Source organism: Aliiglaciecola sp. CAU 1673 (assembly GCF_029223185.1).
GTDB lineage: Bacteria > Pseudomonadota > Gammaproteobacteria > Enterobacterales > Alteromonadaceae > Bowmanella.
Genome location: NZ_JARHUG010000020.1, coordinates 53,349 through 71,523, shown reverse-complemented (window position 1 = coordinate 71,523; position 18,175 = coordinate 53,349). Strand labels below are relative to the sequence as shown.

Annotated in this window: 12 protein-coding genes; 8 read left to right on the top strand and 4 right to left on the bottom strand. The window is 49.7% G+C overall.

What is annotated here, in order from left to right:
• The 3 genes from P2G88_RS19450 to P2G88_RS17110 all read left to right on the top strand — a co-directional run.
• Positions 1-91: IS3 family transposase (locus P2G88_RS19450; protein WP_345798877.1), on the top strand; the 91-nt coding region annotated here is incomplete at its 5' end.
• A 61-nt stretch (positions 92-152) separates the two neighbouring features.
• Positions 153-1,280: an FtsX-like permease family protein gene (locus tag P2G88_RS17115; protein WP_275798190.1), complete on the top strand. Its 1,128-nt coding sequence runs from the start codon at positions 153-155 to the stop codon at positions 1,278-1,280.
• A gap of 6 nt (positions 1,281-1,286) precedes the next feature.
• The gene (locus P2G88_RS17110; protein WP_275798188.1) at positions 1,287-2,495 is read left to right on the top strand and encodes an HlyD family efflux transporter periplasmic adaptor subunit; all 1,209 of its coding nucleotides are present in this window, start codon (positions 1,287-1,289) and stop codon (positions 2,493-2,495) included.
• On the opposite strand, the gene P2G88_RS17105 is transcribed toward P2G88_RS17110, so the two are convergent.
• Positions 2,492-3,184, bottom strand: coding sequence for an SOS response-associated peptidase family protein (locus P2G88_RS17105; protein ID WP_275798187.1), 693 nt, complete (start codon positions 3,182-3,184; stop codon positions 2,492-2,494). The genes P2G88_RS17110 and P2G88_RS17105 overlap by 4 nt on opposite strands.
• Before the next feature lie 142 nt (positions 3,185-3,326).
• On the opposite strand from P2G88_RS17105, the gene glnS reads away from it, so the two are divergent.
• Entirely contained in the window at positions 3,327-4,997 is a 1,671-nt protein-coding gene (glnS, locus tag P2G88_RS17100; RefSeq protein WP_275798185.1) for a glutamine--tRNA ligase, read from the top strand.
• Positions 4,998-5,058: 61 nt separating this feature from the next.
• On the opposite strand, the gene P2G88_RS17095 is transcribed toward glnS, so the two are convergent.
• On the bottom strand, positions 5,059-5,802 hold the full coding sequence (locus P2G88_RS17095; protein ID WP_275798183.1) for a YciK family oxidoreductase: 744 nt from the start codon (positions 5,800-5,802) through the stop codon (positions 5,059-5,061).
• Positions 5,803-6,083: 281 nt separating this feature from the next.
• Between P2G88_RS17095 and P2G88_RS17090 the strand changes: the two genes are divergently transcribed.
• Complete coding sequence (locus P2G88_RS17090) at positions 6,084-8,693, top strand: VolA/Pla-1 family phospholipase (protein WP_275798181.1); 2,610 nt, start codon at positions 6,084-6,086, stop codon at positions 8,691-8,693.
• Positions 8,694-8,799: 106 nt separating this feature from the next.
• Positions 8,800-9,828: a protease SohB gene (gene sohB, locus P2G88_RS17085; protein ID WP_275798178.1), complete on the top strand. Its 1,029-nt coding sequence runs from the start codon at positions 8,800-8,802 to the stop codon at positions 9,826-9,828.
• 46 nt (positions 9,829-9,874) lie between these two features.
• On the opposite strand, the gene P2G88_RS17080 is transcribed toward sohB, so the two are convergent.
• Positions 9,875-11,230, bottom strand: a complete 1,356-nt coding sequence (locus P2G88_RS17080) for a dicarboxylate/amino acid:cation symporter (RefSeq protein ID WP_275798176.1) — start codon at positions 11,228-11,230, stop codon at positions 9,875-9,877.
• 127 nt (positions 11,231-11,357) lie between these two features.
• Between P2G88_RS17080 and P2G88_RS17075 the strand changes: the two genes are divergently transcribed.
• A complete protein-coding gene (locus tag P2G88_RS17075) occupies positions 11,358-13,553 on the top strand; it encodes an Ig-like domain-containing protein (protein WP_275798174.1) in 2,196 nt (731 codons plus the stop codon).
• 68 nt (positions 13,554-13,621) lie between these two features.
• Here P2G88_RS17075 and astB read toward each other — a convergent pair whose 3' ends face one another.
• Positions 13,622-14,959, bottom strand: a complete 1,338-nt coding sequence (astB, locus tag P2G88_RS17070; protein WP_275798172.1) for an N-succinylarginine dihydrolase — start codon at positions 14,957-14,959, stop codon at positions 13,622-13,624.
• A gap of 575 nt (positions 14,960-15,534) precedes the next feature.
• Here astB and topA point away from each other — a divergent pair.
• On the top strand, positions 15,535-18,162 hold the full coding sequence (topA, locus tag P2G88_RS17065; RefSeq protein WP_275798170.1) for a type I DNA topoisomerase: 2,628 nt from the start codon (positions 15,535-15,537) through the stop codon (positions 18,160-18,162).
• Positions 18,163-18,175 lie beyond the last annotated feature (13 nt).

Below are 18,175 nucleotides of genomic sequence, written 5' to 3'. Positions count from 1 at the left end.
GTACATTGAAGTTGATTACAACCGGCAAAGAAGGCACAGTGCTCTGGGCTACCTGAGCCCGGAAAACTATGAGAAAAAACTAGCAGCTTAACCGGTGTCCACTTTTACTGGTGCAGATCAGTAATGGCTGGTTCAAAAAAGTGGGGCGAGGATTGGACGAACCGACCCGTATTATCTTTCGCCAAATTTCACGCTGGCCTTTGCGAGCCTTACTGACCACACTGGGTTTTGCAGGCGCTGTGGCGATGATGGTTTTTTCCCTGCAGTTTTTTGATGCGGTGGATGAAATCGCCGCCAGTCATTTTGGCCAATTGCAGCGCGCGCATATCGCTATGGGGTTTATTGAGCCCAAACCCAGCAATGTTTTGCATGAAGTGCGAAGAATGCCGGGTGTCATGCTGGCAGAAACCATGCGTATAGTGTCAGCCGACTTTGAGTCCAGGCATCATCGTCACCGAGGTTCGTTGCAGGGCATTGAAAGAGGTGCGCAGCTTACCCGTATATTTGATGTGAAACGCGGTCTGTTGTCCTTACCTGAACACGGCATTATTGTCAGTCGCAAACTGGCAGAAAAGCTTAAAGTACGCGAAGGAGATGAAATCCAGTTAAGCGTACTGGAAGGAAAGCGGCCAAAGGCCAGCGTCCAGGTGGCGGCAGTTTTTGATGGCTATATCGGCATGTTCGCCTACATGAATATTGATAGCCTGAACAAACTGATGGCTGAGCGTCCGGTCACTGAATATATCAGCTTGTTGATTGATAAGGCCCGGCAAGACGAGCTAATCGACAGGTTAAAAGATACACCCGCAGTGTCCAATCTTTCCCTGCATGCCGTAGCCCTGGCCAACTTTCATGAGACTGTTGCCAATATGTTGATGATCTTCGTCGGCTTCTTTACTGCTTTTTCCTTTTCCCTGGGTTTTGGGGTGGCCTATAACGCGGCGCGGATTTCATTGTCAGAGCGGGCCAGGGAACTTGCCACCTTAAGAGTCCTGGGATTTTCCCGGCACGATGCGCTTTATATCTTGTTTGGCGAAACCTTTTTGTTGTTGCTGCCAGCGCTGCCACTGGGTTGCTTATTTGGCTTTTTGCTGACCCATTTTTTTGTCAACGCCAGCGGATTTCAGACTGAATTGATCAGGTTACCCATTGTCATCCAACCAAGCACTTACGGCCTTTCCGTGTTAGTGATGCTTTTGGCTTGTTTTGTCTGTGCCTATTTAATTAAGCGGCGAGTGGATCAGCTGGATCTGGTGGCCGTGTTGAAAACCCGTGAGTAGAGAAAAATGAAATCAAATAACAGCCTTTGGCTTTTATGGGGCTTTTTGGGATTGGCGGTGCTGATATCGCTGATATTGGTATTCAGACCTGCCTCTGTGGCCGTTGATATCGTTACGGTAGAGATTGCTCCTATGCAGCTGACTGTTGGTGATGAAGGAGAAACCCGGGTAAAGGACGTGTTTGTGGTCTCGGCGCCGGTAAATGGACGCCTGCGTCGTATCGAGACTGAGCCAGGTGATACGGTGGTGGCCGGACAAACCCTGTTAGCAGAGCTTGAACCAGTAGAGGCTGAACTACTTGATCCACGCAGCCGCGCCCAAGCCCAAGCGCAGCTAAATGCGGCTGAAGCAGCAGAGTCGTTAGCCGAGGCACAGCTTAAAAAGGCCGAAGCTGATTTGGAGTTTGCTCGCTCGGAATGGCAACGGGCCACTGAGCTTTCAAAGGTCGGTACCGTATCAGAGCGAGAACTTGAGGCCAGCACCAGCGCTTACAAAGGTGCCAAAGCCGCGCTGTCGGTGGCAGAAGCAGCGATGCAGGTAAGACGATTTGAACTGGCCAGGGCCAAGGCACAATTAATGTCCCCCCAGGAACAGCTAGCCGCCAGGGTACAATGTGACTGTATTTTTGTGACCTCGCCTGTGGATGGCCGGGTACTGAGGGTATTCCGTGAGTCAGAAGGTTTCGTCCGCGCTGGAGAAGGACTGGTGGAAATTGGTAATCCGGCACAATTGGAAATAGTGGTGGACCTACTATCTGTGGATGCCGTCAAAGTGCGCGCCGGGCAAACTGCCTATATCGAAAACTGGGGCGGTGAAGGACGCTTAGAGGCCAGGGTCAAACGGGTAGAGCCCTTCGGTTTTACCAAAATTTCGGCGTTGGGTATTGAAGAGCAGCGCGTGAATGTGGTGCTGGATATCACCAGCGACTATGACCTTTGGCAGCATTTAGGTCATGGTTATCAGGTGGATGTGCGGGTGGTCCTGTGGCAGCAAGATGCCGTTTTGCAAGTCCCCTTAACGGCGCTTTTCCGGGATAAAAAACAGTGGACCTTATTTGTAGCTAAAAATGGTGAGGCACAAAAACGTGGGGTTGAGGTCGGGCATATGACAGATAAAACCGCGCAGATTTTGGATGGCCTTAGTGAGGGGGAAGAGATTGTGCTCTACCCCAGTGAAGGGGTGGAGGATGGCGTCGCTATCACCACCAGAGATTAGTCTTTCTCAATAAAACCGGGGTCGCTTAAGGCATTGTAAGTACTAGGCTTATCGATTTCTTGTGTGATAAGGTCCTGCGGAATGTGCGGCGCAAGCAAAGGCGAAAAGTTTTCAATATCAGTCACTTCCTCACTTAACCAACTATCTAGTAATCCTTGATCCTGGGGCAGAATAAGCGGCATGGCTTTGCTATGAATATGCATCAATTTGGGATGTGGGGGCAGGGTGATAATAGAGCAGGAGAGCACCGGCTCAGCTAACTTAGGGTGGTGCCAGCTGCGGCATAATCCACCTAGTAACAATCCGCCATCTTTACCTGTCATATCGGTGTAGCGGGGCGCTTGACCCGGCATTGATAAGGTTTCACCAAATCCTGTGACCGGCACCACGCAGCGGCTTTGCCGATAGGCTTGATAGCCTGCACTTCTTTTGATATTGAGTTTATCGCTTCGGGTATTAAAGCTGGTGTACTTAGAAGGTTTAAAGCCGTCGTCGGTGGCTTCCAGCAGTAACCACCAGATGGCATTGTTCATTTGTCTTACACCGTGCTGCTCACGAACGATGGAAATGGATTGAGTGGGACGTAAAAAACGACCATAAATCCGCGCAGCGGGCCAAAGCTTGATGCCCAGGTTGTCACAGATCTCCTGCACCATGGGGTCATCAATCACATTTAATCGTCCGCACATAAGGCAACCTTTTGTTCAATTACGGAAGTGAAGTCCGGCTCTTGTTTTTCAGCCAGAACAACCATCACTTCCTGCTGTTTTCAGCGCTTAAGCTGTTATAATGCCGCATCTTTTAGTTTCTATACCACAGGGGTTAGTGTTGATGGCCGAGACAGAGACGCGTCCGTCCAATTTTATTCGTCAAATTATCGATAAGGATTTGGCCGAAGGTGTGCATGAAAGTGTGCATACCCGTTTCCCGCCAGAGCCTAACGGCTACCTGCATATTGGCCACGCCAAGTCTATTTGCCTTAACTTTGGCCTGGCTCAGGATTATCAGGGACAGTGTAATCTTCGCTTTGACGATACCAACCCCGAAAAAGAGAACATCGACTACGTTAACTCCATTAAAGACGATGTGCATTGGTTGGGCTTTGAATGGGATGGCGAGGTACGCTATTCCTCCGACTATTTTGATCAATTACATGGCTACGCGGTGGAGTTGATTGAGAAAGGGCTGGCCTATGTGGACTTCTCCACGCAGGATGCCATGCGTGAAATGCGCGGTACGTTGAAAGAGCCGGGTAAGCCCAGTCCTTATCGTGATACACCGGTACAAGTAAACTTGGAGCATTTTGCCAAGATGACCGCCGGCGAATATCAGGAAGGGCACTGTGTATTGCGTGCCAAAATCGATATGACCTCACCTTTTATGTGTATGCGCGATCCGGTGATCTACCGCATCAAATTTGCTCATCACCATCAGACCGGTGATAAGTGGTGTGTCTACCCGATGTATGACTTTACCCATTGTATTTCGGACGCCATTGAGAATATCACCCATTCGCTTTGTACCCTGGAGTTCCAGGATAACCGTCGTTTATATGATTGGGTGCTGGACAATATCAGTATTCCTTGCCACCCACGTCAGTATGAATTTTCCAGGCTTAACCTGGAATATACAGTGCTCTCTAAGCGTAAGCTGATCCAGTTGGTTGAAGAAAAGCATGTAGAAGGCTGGGATGATCCGCGTATGCCGACCATTGCCGGCTTGCGTCGTCGCGGTTATACCCCGGCGTCGATTCGCGAATTCTGTAAGCGTATCGGTGTGACCAAAATGGACAATATGGTTGAGATGGGCATGCTTGAAGCCTGTATCCGTGACGATCTTAACCAGAATGCCGCCCGTGCCATGGCAGTGCTGGATCCGGTCAAAGTGGTTATCGAAAACTATCCGGCGGATAAGGTGGAAATGCTCAGCGCCCCGAATCATCCAAGTGATGAGTCCATGGGGAGCCGTGAATTGCCATTTAGCCGTGAAATTCTGATTGAGCGCGAGGATTTCCGCGAAGAAGCGAACAAGAAATTCAAACGTCTGGTCTTGGGCAAAGAAGTGCGCCTGCGTAATGCCTACTTTATTAAGGCCGAGCGTGTGGAAAAGGACGCCGAAGGCAACATCACCACTATCTATGTGACCTACGATCCTGACACACTGGGTAAAGATCCGGCTGATGGCCGTAAAGCCAAGGGTGTTATTCACTGGGTATCGGCGGCGCACGGTGTACCGGCGGAAATCCGTCTGTATGATCGCTTGTTCCGCGTGCCTAATCCGGCCGCCGAAGAGAACTTCCTGGATGCCATCAATCCGGAGTCTCTGACGATTGTGCAAGGCGTTGTTGAGCCAAGTCTGGTCAACGCCACACCCGGATATGCGTTGCAGTTCGAGCGGTTGGGCTATTTCTGTAAGGACAAGAAGATTACCGACAGATTGGTCTTCGACCGCACTGTTGGCCTCAGAGATACCTGGGCTAAAATAGACGGCCAGGACGACTAACCGTCAGCAAAAAGTCAGAAGGCGCCTCACCGGCGCCTTTCTTTTTAATGTTGTTTTGAAGTTATTTAGGTTGCGCATCCAGGCTTTGGCCATTGGTGCCAATACTGTCATCTGACATCAGGTACAGGTAAGTTGGCATAATCTCTTCAGGCGTCTTCAGTGTGTTTGCATCTTCAGCAGGGTAAGCTTTTGCTCGCATGGCGGTGCGTGTTGCTCCGGGATTAATACAATTTACCCGCATGGTGGTATTGGCATACTCATCAGCCAGCGTCTGCATCATGCCTTCGGTGGCAAATTTGGAGATGGCATAGGCCCCCCAATAAGCACGGCCTTTTCTACCAACGCCAGAGGAGGTAAATATCACCGAGGAATGGGGAGCTTTTTTCAATACGCCCAACAGTGCCTGGGTCAGGTAGAATTGGCTATTGAGATTTACCTGCATAATATCTTGCCATTCCTGTCCTTCAATTTGGCTGAAGGGGCGCAAATAGCCCAGTAAGCTGGCGTTATGCAGCAAGCCGTCCAGTCTGCCAAATTGCTCGTCAATGGTTTGCGCCAATTGCTGATAGTGTGTTGGCGTGGCACCTTTTAGGTCCAAAGGCACGATGGCCGGTTCAGGTCCACCCGCTGCGACGATTTGGTCATAAACGGATTCTAATTTTTTAACTGTGCGGCCAAGCAAAATAACGGTTGCGCCATGCTTGGCAAAGGAGAGGGCGGTGGCCTTGCCAATACCGTCACCAGCGCCGGTGATTAAAATGACTTTGTTTGCCAGAGTATCAGGGGCAGGAGAATAGTGCTGCATCAACTTTTAATCCATACTTAACGATGCGGGCGAGTTTAACATTTAGGCGCGTTCCTTAAACGGCTTTTCTTCCCGCTTTTTAGAGTGTTACATCCAATTAACAAAACTTTGCAAAAGGCTAGCAAAGTCCATAATATTGCATTAACGTTAACTGGTCATACGTGTTGTCGGATAACAACAGTACACCGGTTTGAACACAGATAAACCAATTTACATTGCCAACCGCTGATGGCGGGTTGGAGCGGTGGAACAATAACAAGAACAGGATTTGGGGAGATATAATGAGAAAACTCTTAGTCAGTATGACCGTGGCGGCAGCCCTTGGCCTGTCCGGTTGCGGGGACACCGAAACCCTACAGGAAGCTCAGGACGAAGCCAGTCAGGCGCCAGCCAAACCCTTTGCTCGCGTTGTCTTCGATCCCACCACAAGTAACCTCAACGTTCCCAATGACCTGTTAATGCTACCGGCAACGGGAAAGAGCTTCTTCGACTTCACATTAAACACCGAAGGTAGCGCCACCTTTAATCCAGCCAATCCGACCCATGCCTTAAGTGCGCTGGACGGATGGTCGACTCATCATCCCTTCCAAATCCGAATCTCTGTGCCATCTGGAGTGACCTTGGATCCTAGTTCTGCAGGTCCTGGTGCGGTGCGTATTTTTGAAGCCACACAGGCACTGGAAGGCCAAGAGCCTATCTGTCAGGGGATTGCTGCACAGGTCGGTGCGCCAGGTGTGCCTTGCGTAATCGGTAATGAATTGCAATGGGGTGTGGACTTTGTTACTCAAATGTCCGACCCGGTAACCGGTACTATCAATGTGGTGCCTTTGAAACCGTTTAAGGCCAAGCAAGGTTATGTGCTAGCCACTACTACCAGCCTGAAAGATGCTGACGGTCGTGCGGTGTTGGGTTCCAGTACATGGGATTTGGCCAAACAGGATCCTGAAACTCATCCTCTGGGTTCAGCTGAACAGCGTCTGTTGCAGGGTGTAGTCGATATTTTCCTGGATTTGCTATCAGGCAAAGGCTTGAATCGTGACGATATTACTTACACTGCCTATTTCAGTACGCAATCTGCCGGTACGGTATTATCCACCGTTAAGCAGTTGCAGATTGGTCCATTTGCCCAGGCCTTTGCAGCTGCATTGGCGCAAGGCGCCGATCTTGCTACGGCACAACAGAGTGCCGCTGAGTACCTTCCAGCCATTCCAGTAAGTGAAGGCATTGCCCCCGACGCGTTCAGTCTGATAGCGCCTAGTGCCTTGGGTGCTGATTTGTGGGCTCAACTGGGGGCATTGGGACTGAATTCCTGTAATGGCCTGCTGGCTGGTCTTCAAAATCCTGATGCCACCATCAGAGGAACGGCTACCCAGGTATTCCAGCAGGTAGGCGCTTTCTGTGCGGCCAGCCTGAAATCCGGTACTATCAATCTGCCATATTACGGTAGCACTACCAACCCACTGGGTGATTGGTGGAAAGCCGCTTGTACCAACGGAGCGATGCTGCGTTCATTGGGTGCCCAGCGTGTAGGTGCTCTGATTGGTGCAGGAGCCGTCGGTCCCAATAATGCGCTTTGTCAAGCAGCATCCGGCGGCCAGCTGTTTGACTTGGATTTAAGCGGTATTGTTCAGCCAGATGGCACCAATATTAATGATCCTCGCAACCTGACAAAGGTTAGCCCTATCCCGGCAGCGAAGAGCATGCAGGCCCTGAATGTGCAGATGACGGTACCTAACCCGTCTATTGCCAATCTCATCAACCCAAGCTTGGGCTTGCCGGCAATTTCCAAGCCTGCTTCTGGTTGGCCAGTTATCATTATGCAGCACGGCATTACGTCTAAGAAAGAAGACATGCTGGCTATCACCGGCGCCTTGTCGCTTGCCGGCTTTGCCACTGTTGCTATTGATCACCCGCTGCACGGTAGCCGTGGCTTTGTGCTTGAAGGTGGTAAGGTCGTGAACGCTTCCAGTGGTTTTGGGGGGGCAACGACAGACTACCTGAACCTGGCGAGTCTTTTGACTGCCCGGGATAACCTGCGTCAAAGCGTAGTGGATATTATGGGTCTGCGTCTTGGCTTGAACGCGGTGGTAGACACTACTGGCGGTACAGTGCACCTGGACGGCCGCAATGTATCTTTCCTGGGTCACTCCTTGGGCGCCATTACCGGTACTACTGCGGTTGCCATGTCAAATCGCTCCTTGGGCGGCGATTTGGCTAACTTCGACGGCATGTATGCGATTAAAGCGGCTACCTTAGCCATGCCAGGCGGCGGTGTAGGCGGCTTCTTGCTTGAATCGCCTTCATTCGGTCCGCTGATTAAGGGTAGCCTGCTAGCCAGCTCTTCAGCAGACTTCCAGGCAGCACTACAGCAGTATATGGCCGCAAATGGTATCACCCAGGTTACCGGCGGCTTGTTGGCTGCTTTTTACCCTGTATTTGAAGCTAATCTGACAGCAGCGCAAAAAGCAGCCGTTTATGCAGGCTTCTCCAGCTTCGCTTTCGCCGCACAAACCGTAATCGATGCCAGTGACCCAAATAACTTTGCAGCACTGATTGGCTCTAACACGCCAGTGCATATGATTGAAGTTATTGGTGACGGTGGTGGCGTTAACCTGCCAGACCAGGTTATTCCTAACACCACCAGTTTGCCGCTGGCCGGTACAGAGCCGCTGGCTGCGTTGATGGGGCTGGAAGGTGTTAACTCGACCATTGCAGGCAATGGCGAGACAGTTAGCGGTTTGGTGCGCTTCCTGGAAGGCTCTCATAGCTCTATTCTGAGCCCAGCGGCCAGTGCCAAAGCTACTGCTGAAATGCAACGCCAGGTGGCGACATACATGGCTACCCAAGGTACGGTTATTCAGGTGACCGATACCACGGTCGTTGCCCAGTAAGCAACAAACCTTAGATTGATAAAGCCAGGCTTATGCCTGGCTTTATTTTTTCTGGTATCGTCCCCATCTCTACAATCTAACCCTTTTCTACACCGGAGTAACGGAATTGGAATTTTTATACGAATATGGACTCTTTCTGGCAAAGGCGGCCACCTTGGTCATCGCACTGCTATTGGCGGTTGGAGGCGTAATAGCACTAGCCAGTAAACAAAAGCAAAACAAAGGTGAGTTGGAAATCAACAATTTGTCCCAGCGCTTGGATGATATGACTCACCACGCCAACCATATGATCCTGAGTAAAGAAGAATGGAAAGCGCTGGAAAAAGAGGGAAAACAAAAGCAAAAGGCCGAGAAAAAGCAGAAAAATGCACCTGCTGAGCATAAGCCGAGCTTGTTTGTGATTGATTTTAAAGGCTCGATGGATGCTAAAGAGGTGGAGTGCTTACGTGAGGAAGTGACCGCCATTTTATGCATTGCGAAACCCGAGGACCAAGTGCTGGTGCGTTTAGAAAGTGGTGGTGGTTTGGTCCATGGCTATGGGTTGGCGGCCTCTCAGCTTCAGCGCATTAAGGATAAAGGTATAAAGCTTACCGTTGCTGTTGATAAAGTCGCTGCCAGCGGCGGCTATATGATGGCTTGTGTGGCAGATAATTTGATTGCGGCTAAGTTTGCCATCATTGGCTCCATCGGGGTGATTGCCCAGTTACCAAACTTTAATAAGCTACTGAAGAAACATGATGTGGACTGGGAGCAGCATACAGCCGGTCAGTTCAAGCGTACGTTGACGGTTTTCGGTGAAAACAATGAAGCCGGCAGACAGAAGTTTCGTGAAGAGCTTGAAGAAGTGCATGTGCTGTTCAAAGACTTTGTAAAAGAACACCGCGAACAGTTGGACCTTGATAAAGTCGCCACCGGTGAATACTGGTATGGTATCAAGGCTAAGGAGTTAAATCTGGTAGATGCACTGAGCACCTCTGACGACTACTTGCTGGAAGCCAACCAGAATATGAAGGTGTATCAGGTAAAATATAGTCAACACAAAAACCTGATGGAAAAGCTGGGTAAAGCAGCCAGTATTAGCGTGGATTCAATCATTTCGCGTTTATGGCAAAAGGCCAATCAACCTGGCCTTTGAAAAACAAAACCCGCCATCAAGGCGGGTTTTTTATCTTTGCATTAGTCTAGGAAAGCGGTTTGTTTTTGTCGAAGTGATCAAAGTCTACCGTTTCTTGTTTACTTCCTGCTTCCGGATCATTGTAGACATCAATATCCAATTCACCCTCAGACTTACCAACAATACAGGCCACGGTACAATCGCCGGTGACGTTGACGGCGGTGCGTGTCATATCCAGCAATCTGTCTACCCCAATAATCAGGGCAATCCCTTCCACTGGCAGATTAACCTGTTGTAATACCATGGCCAGCATAATCAGCCCCACGCCAGGGACCCCTGCGGTACCGACGGATGCCAGGGTGGCAGTGATAATCACCATTAAATAATCGGAAAGTGTCAGGTCAACACCGAACACCTGAGCGATAAAGACGGTGGCAACCCCCTGCATAATCGCAGTGCCATCCATATTGATGGTGGCGCCAAGCGGGATCACAAAAGAAGAAACCGAGTTCTTAACACCGAGTTTATTGCGGGCTGTTTCCAAGGTAACCGGCATGGTGGCGCTGCTGCTGGAGGTACTAAAGGCGAACAGGGCGGTGTCTCGCATTTTCCGAATGAGAATGATCGGATTCAGCCCCGTCAGCAGTTTTAGCAACAACGGGTAGGACACAAAAGCATGCAGGCCTAGTACAAACAGCACCAGGAAGAAGTACTTGAGCAAACCTGCGAAGGTATCGAAGCCCATGGTAGAGAAGAGCTTTGCCATCAGCGCGAACACGCCCCAGGGTGCCAGGTTCATTAAAATGGTGACCAAACGCATGATTACTTTGTTTAAATCCTCGAACATCTCCCCAAGACGCTTTCCTGCATCACCGGACATCGCCATGGCAATGCCGAAAAGTAGCGCAAATACAATAATTTGCAGCATGTTCCCCTCGGCCATGGCGTTAATCGGGTTAGTGGGAAACATATTGACGATGACTTCGGCAAAAGAGGGTGCCTGATTGGCACTGAAGGTGGCGTCCGTATCCATTTGAATACCTTCACCAGGATTGACAATAAGGGCAAAAGTAACGGCTAGGGTAATGGCCAGGGCGGTGGTAGACAGATATAACAGCAGTGACTTTCCGCCTAAACGTCCCAGTTTGCTTGGTTCGCTGAGGGTGCAGGTACCTAATACCAAGGACACAAACACCAGCGGAACTACCAACATCTGTAAACTGGCGATAAAGATTTTACCGACGATATGAAATATACCATCGACTAGAAAACTATACGTTGATAGGGTTAGTCCAAATACACTAACGGTGAAATCTCCGCTATCATCAAACAGTGCTTTCAGAAGCGTTCCAGTCAGGATCCCAGCCACCATGCCAATAAATATTCTGGCAGTGAGGCTGAATTTGTGGACGGTTTTGGCCATAAATGTACCTTTTCGTTATTTTTATGTTGTGTAGCCTAACAATATTCAGGTGAAAGCGCAGCCGACAGGCTGAAAATTGAAGTAGCGAGCTTTTATACAAGAAAATCATCCGATCAGGGAGAAAAGAATGAAGTTAGCCCTTAAAGCCCTATTTATCAGTCTGCTAAGTACGGTACTGATAGCCTGTGGAGGTGGTGGCACACTAAGCCGGGACGGTGACACTGGTACCTCCACAACGGTAACGATTAGCTTCTCAGTAGTGGATTCAAATGGTCAGTCGGTTGACCCCAATTCGGCTACCTTAAGTGCAACCAATCCCTGGACTATAAGAGCTACCGTTAGTAACGGTAGCGGCACGATAGCGGGCGAATTGGTGACTTTTGAGATGCCAGCAGCCGGCTTTGCCGCTTTCAGTCCGGCCAGTGGTACCGCCACTACCAATAATGAAGGTGTGGCCTCGATCCAGCTCCAAGCCGCTGAAACTGCCGGTGGCTTTAGTATTGTCGCCCGCACCGCGACCAGCAATGATTTTACCTTAAATCTTACTTCAGCTGGGGATGGTAACCAATCAACAGTCGAAATCGCCAAGTTGTCTGCTTTTGCAAACACAACACAGCTACCTTCCTCAGGTTCTGATGAGGTTGAGTTGATAGTGTTGGCTCAGAATAGTGCTAATGCATTAATAGAAGGTGTAGAGGTTCGTTTTACTGCCTCTTCTGGTCAGCTTCGCAATGCGACTGTGGTTACTGGAGCAGATGGTACTGCTCGCAATTACCTCACAACCCTGAATGAACCCACCAACAGGGAGATTACAGTAACTGTAAGCGCCGGTGGGTTAACTCAAGTGCTCCCTATTCAGGTTACTGGAACCAATATCCGCATCAATGGTCCTTCTTCAATTATTGTAGGAGCCAGTGAGGATGTGACTATTACATTAGTAGATTCAGACGGAAAGGGGATTGGCAATCGCACCGTTAATTTGATAGTTCAAAACGGAACTCTGAGCAATACAGCCCCTGTAACGGCGGCTAATGGGCAGGTTACTGTTAAGTATACCTCTTCTGCTTCAGGAGAAGACAGTATTAGCGCCAGTGCGCTTAATGCCCAAAATAGCTTCACAATTAACGTACAAGAAGATGATTTTAGATTCAGCAATATTGCTGTAGGAACGCCTACAGAGGTACCGATAAATACTGACTTCGATGTTGTTACTACATGGCTAAAGCAAGGGCAACCTTATGCCAATGGTCAGGTTACCTTCACTTCATCCCGTGGATTATTCACTCCATTAACGGTAACGACCTACGCAAACGGGCAGGCCAGAGCTTCTATCCGTTCAACCAGTGCTGGTATTGCTGCGTTATCTGCTCAAGGTACAGACAATAGTGGAAATGTCGTCAGCACCAGTGGCCAAATTGAGTTTGTCGCCACCACGCCTCATAGCGTCACGGTGGATGCTACTCCTGATTCAATAGGACCAGATGGCCAAACAGCGACCATTACAGCAGTGGTTCGCGATGCACAAGGGAACTTGGTGAAAGGCAAACAAGTAAACTTCAGAGTTGAAGATGTTAGCGGTGGGTTCGTGTCTCCGAACTCTAGCACAACAGATAGTCGTGGTATTGCGAGTACAGTGTTTACTTCTAATGCCGTATCTAGTAACGAGAATATCGTCATTACCGCATTTATGGCAGAGGATGAATTGGTTTTTGGTACAACAAACCTAACTGTGGGAAACAGGGCGTTCGATATCACTCTTGGTACCGGAAACATTGTACTGACACCAGACAACGCAAGCTATGTGAAAGAGTTTGCTGTTTTTGTTAGTTCATCTAACGGTAGCCCGGTCGCCAATCTCAACCTCACCGCATCTGTCGTGCCTGTCAAATATAGTCAGGGTGGACAATTCAGAAAGGGCTACTGGGAATGGAATCCAACATTTGACCGATGGGATGCGATTCCTACCGCGTATTGTGCCAATGAAGATATCAATGACAACGGCCGTGAAGACGCCGGGGAAGATACCAATGGGGACAACAGTTTAACGCCTGGTATTATCGGTACTGTGAGCTTTGCCAATGGCTCAGGGAATACTGGCACTACTGACAGCAACGGCCAGGCTATGCTTGAGTACAGATATCCTCGTGCATTCGCCCCCTGGACTGAAGTACTTATATCTGTATTTGCCAGTTCTGCGGGAACCGAGTCTTCAGAAAGCCAGAAATTCACCTTGGTAATTTCTGCAGAGGATGTTGGTAATGAAGACTCTGCGCCACCAAGAAACCCATTCGGTCAATCTGCTAGCTGTTTTGATACAGATTGATGGAGAAGGCGTTCCTTTAAAAGAAAAGCCCGGCAAATGCCGGGCTTCTTTTTTATGACCTTTTACGCTTAACGCTGGAAAGGGTAGACCGAACCAAGCTTCAGAATCTGCGTCAATTCATCCAGCGCATCGCGGGACTCTTGCAGCAATTGCGGGTCGCGTAACTCATCCACCTTGAGCTCTTCACGATAGTGCTTGTCGACCCACTGATTCAAACGTTTAAACAGGTTGTCGTTCATCAGCGTATTGGGATTAACTGCATCTACTTCCTGATCATTTAAGGCTACGCGCAGACGCAGACAAGCAGGACCACCGCCATTACGCATACTCTGTTTCACATCGAAGTAATGAACCTGTTTGATGGGGGAGCCTAAGATCACCAGCTTGTCCAAATAGGCGGAAACGGCAGGGCTTTCCTGGCATTCAGTGGGGGCAATGATCGCCATTTCACCACCGGGAAGGGTAATGATCTGGGTATTGAAGAGATAGGTCTTTACCGCATCGGCTACGGAGACTTCGGCGGTAGGCACCATCACAAAATGCAGATCGCCTTCACCATACTTGCGACGGATTTCGTCCAGCGAGGCCTGGGTGTTGTAGAAGGCCTGCTCATGATAGAAGAGCACATTCTGGTTGCCCACGGAAATCACATCGTTGTGGAATACTCCCTGGTCAATCACGTCAGGGTTTTGTTGAATATAGACCACTCCCTCTTCACTCAAGCCATGTAAGCGGGCAATGGCTTGGCAGGCTTCCAGCGTCTGCCTTGCCGGGTATTTCTTTGGCGCAGGTTTGCTGGTATCGAAGGCATAACGGCCATACACGAACAATTCAACACCAGCATGACCATAGTTGCTGCAAAGACGGGTGTGGTTAGCCGCACCTTCATCGCCAAAGTGCTCGTTGTCCGGCAGATGCTGGTGATGATGAAAGTGGCGCTCGTTACTGAAAGTGGCCTTTAAGATACGGCCTGTCACTTCCGGCTCCAGGGAGCGGTGAAATTTATTCGTCAGGTTGGCTGGGGTGAAATGTACTTTTCCATCGGCGGTATCGGCGCTGGGAGACACTGTGGCGGCATTGGCAGTCCACATGCTGGATGCGGAGCAGCACGCCTGAAAAACCATAGGAGCTTGTTTGGCGGCCTTTTCAAGCACCTGTGCATCGGAACCGGTAAAACCAAGGCGACGCAGGGTCATTACATCGGGACGCTCTTGAGGTGCCAACACACCTTGTAGCATGCCCATATCGCTCAGGGCTTTCATTTTCATCAGTCCCTGCTTGGCTGCTTGCTTGGGGCTACTACTTGCTTTGGCGTTGCTCAAAGAGGCAACGTTGCCATAAGACAGGCCGGCGTAGTTATGGGTAGGTCCCACCAAGCCGTCAAAATTGACTTCAAACTCTTTCATGATGTCCTCGTATTCTTCTGTAAGGTGAGGGATGTACCGCCACTAGGTTGCATCTCATGGAGGAGGAAAACCCATGCAGGTGAGCGCCATTATACGGCTTTAAATACCCCTGCCAAATGTGTAACGGGTCAAAACAGCACGTCGTATTTCAGCCATTGAATATTCAATCTGTTATCCCGCATAAGTATTGTTCAAATTCCATGTAAAACAAGGACATAAGTGGTATTTTGAGGCATAAAACAGCATTAAAAATATTTTAAAAAATTGTTGTTTTTTACCCTTTTTACTATCTCAAAAGGAGATGTCAGGGGAAATTAACACTGGTAAGTCAGGGCCGCCGTGGCTATGCTCTGCCGCAAAGTCGGTAATAAAAAAATCGCAGGGCGGCTGCCACAGCGCACCAGGATCATGACAGCCAACATCTATTAATTGGTCTTCTAGTCCTTGTTTTCCTTGTTTTTTGTCGATATATCTTAAAAAATCCGTGCCGCATACGAACACGAACAGAAACGCATAAAAAGAAAAGCATCCGTCGCAGTGGCGGCGATAGATGAAAAAAGAGAGCATACAAGCATATGGCAAAGTCCCTGGTCATCGTTGAGTCCCCCGCAAAGGCCAAGACCATCAATAAATATTTAGGCAATGACTTTATTGTAAAGTCCAGCGTCGGGCACATCCGCGATCTACCCACCAAAGCATTGGGCAAAGTGCCAGCAAAAAAATCATCCAAAGAACTTAAAACCCTCTCCGATGCCAAGCGCGAAGAGTATCTGCGCCACTACGAGTACTTAAAGCTGGTAGACCGAATGGGCGTCGATCCACAAAAGGGCTGGGATGCGCACTATGAAGTGCTGACCGGTAAAGAGAAGGTGGTCAACGAGCTGAAAAAGCTCGCCAAAAGTGCCGATACTGTCTATCTGGCAACGGACTTGGATAGAGAAGGGGAAGCCATTGCCTGGCACCTCAAAGAGTTGATTGACGACAACAAAAAGACCTTCAAGCGGGTAGTCTTTAACGAAATTACCAAAAAAGCCATTCAGGAAGCGTTCTCCGAGCCAGGTGAAGTCAATATTGATCGGGTGAATGCGCAGCAGGCCAGGCGTTTCCTAGACCGGGTGGTGGGCTTTATGGTCTCGCCCTTGCTGTGGAAGAAAATCGCCAGGGGACTCTCTGCAGGGCGGGTGCAGTCGGTTGCGGTGCGTCTGGTTGTTGAGCGGGAACGCGAAATAAAAGCCTTTGTACCCGAAGAATTCTGGGATGTGCATGCGGATCTGACCAAACAGGATAAGCAAGGCCTGCGCATGCAGGTGGTTAAGCACCTTGAAAAAGCCTTTAAGCCGGCGAACAGAGCACAGACAGAAGCTGCCGTCAGTGAATTAGAAAAGGCAAAGTACCAGGTACTTAGCCGCGAGTCCAAGCCGACCCAAAGCAAGCCGTCAGCGCCGTTTATTACTTCGACCTTGCAGCAAGCCGCCAGTACCCGTCTTGGTTTTGGGGTAAAGAAAACCATGATGATGGCCCAGCGCCTGTATGAAGCCGGGCATATCACCTATATGCGTACGGACTCTACTAATCTAAGCGGAGAAGCGGTCTCGGCCTGTCGTGACTACATCGGCAAGCAATTCGGTGAAAAATATCTGCCATCCAGCCCCAACGTCTATGGCAGTAAGCAGGGAGCGCAAGAGGCGCACGAAGCCATACGCCCGTCCAATGTGCTTATCAAAGCGGACAGTCTGAGCGATATGGAGCGTGATGCACAGCGCCTGTATGAGCTTATCTGGCGTCAATTTGTGGCTTGCCAGATGACCAACGCCCAGTATGACGCCACGACTATCCGCGTTGGTGCAGGGGATTATGAACTCACCGCCAAGGGCAGGGTGCTTAAGTTTGACGGTTGGACTCGGGTTCAAACCCAGGTACGCAAGAAAGACGAAGAGGAACTGACTCTGCCTGAAGTTAAAGAGGGTGAAATCCTCAATCTTAAGGCGCTGGATCCCAAGCAGCATTTTACCAAGCCACCAGCCCGTTACAGTGAAGCCTCATTGGTAAAAGAGTTGGAAAAGCGCAGTATTGGTCGACCCTCTACCTATGCCAGCATTATTTCCACCATTCAGGACCGGGGCTATGTGCGCCTGGAAAACCGTCGTTTCTACGCCGAAAAAATGGGTGAAATTGTCAACGACAGGCTGATGGAAAACTTTGATGATCTTATCAGCTATGACTTCACCGCCAATATGGAGCAGCACCTGGATGAAATTGCCGAAGGTAAACTGCATTGGAAGAAGGTCTTAAATGATTTTTACGGTGATTTTTATCAGAAGCTGTTGAAGGCGGAGAAGCCCACTGAAGACGGAGGGATGCGCGCTAACGAGGCTGTGCCGACCGATATCAAGTGCACCAAGTGTGGTCGCCCTATGATGCTGCGCACTGCCAGTACAGGTGTTTTCCTGGGGTGTTCTGGTTATGCGTTGCCAGCCGATGAGCGCTGTTCACACACCATGAACCTGACGCCAGGTGAAGAAGTGATCAAGCTGGATGACGAGGAAGCCGAAACCGAAGCACTTCGTGCCAAGCGTCGCTGCCACGAATGCGGCACGGCTATGGACAGTTATCTTATCGATGAAGGTCGTAAGCTGCATGTTTGTGGTAATAACCCGGTTTGTAAGGGCACTTATGTCGAACAGGGTACGTTTAAGCTCAAAGGCTACGATGGTCCATTGATTGAATGTGATCGTTGTGGCGCTAATATGGAGCTCAAGAACGGCCGCTTTGGTAAGTATTTCGGTTGCACTAACGAGGCTTGCAAAAACACCCGTAAATTACTGAAAAATGGTGAAGTGGCGCCACCCAAGGAAGATCCGGTGGACTTGCCGGAATTGCCCTGTAGCAAGTCCGACGCTCACTTTGTATTGCGCGACGGCGCATCAGGGATATTCCTGGCGGCCCACAATTTCCCCAAATCGCGGGAAACCCGAGCGCCGTTGGTTGAGGAATTAGCTCGCTTTAAGGACAGGTTGCCGGAAAAATTCCATTACCTGGCTGAAGCGCCCAAGACTGACCCCGATGGAAATAGAGCCCTGGTGCGATTTAGCCGTAAGACCAAGCAGCAATATGTGATGACCGAAAATGCCGAGGGCAAAGCCACCGGTTGGAGTGCGTGGTACAAAAACGGCAAATGGCAGGCTGCGGAAAAAGGTAAGTAAAAAGAAAAGGGCG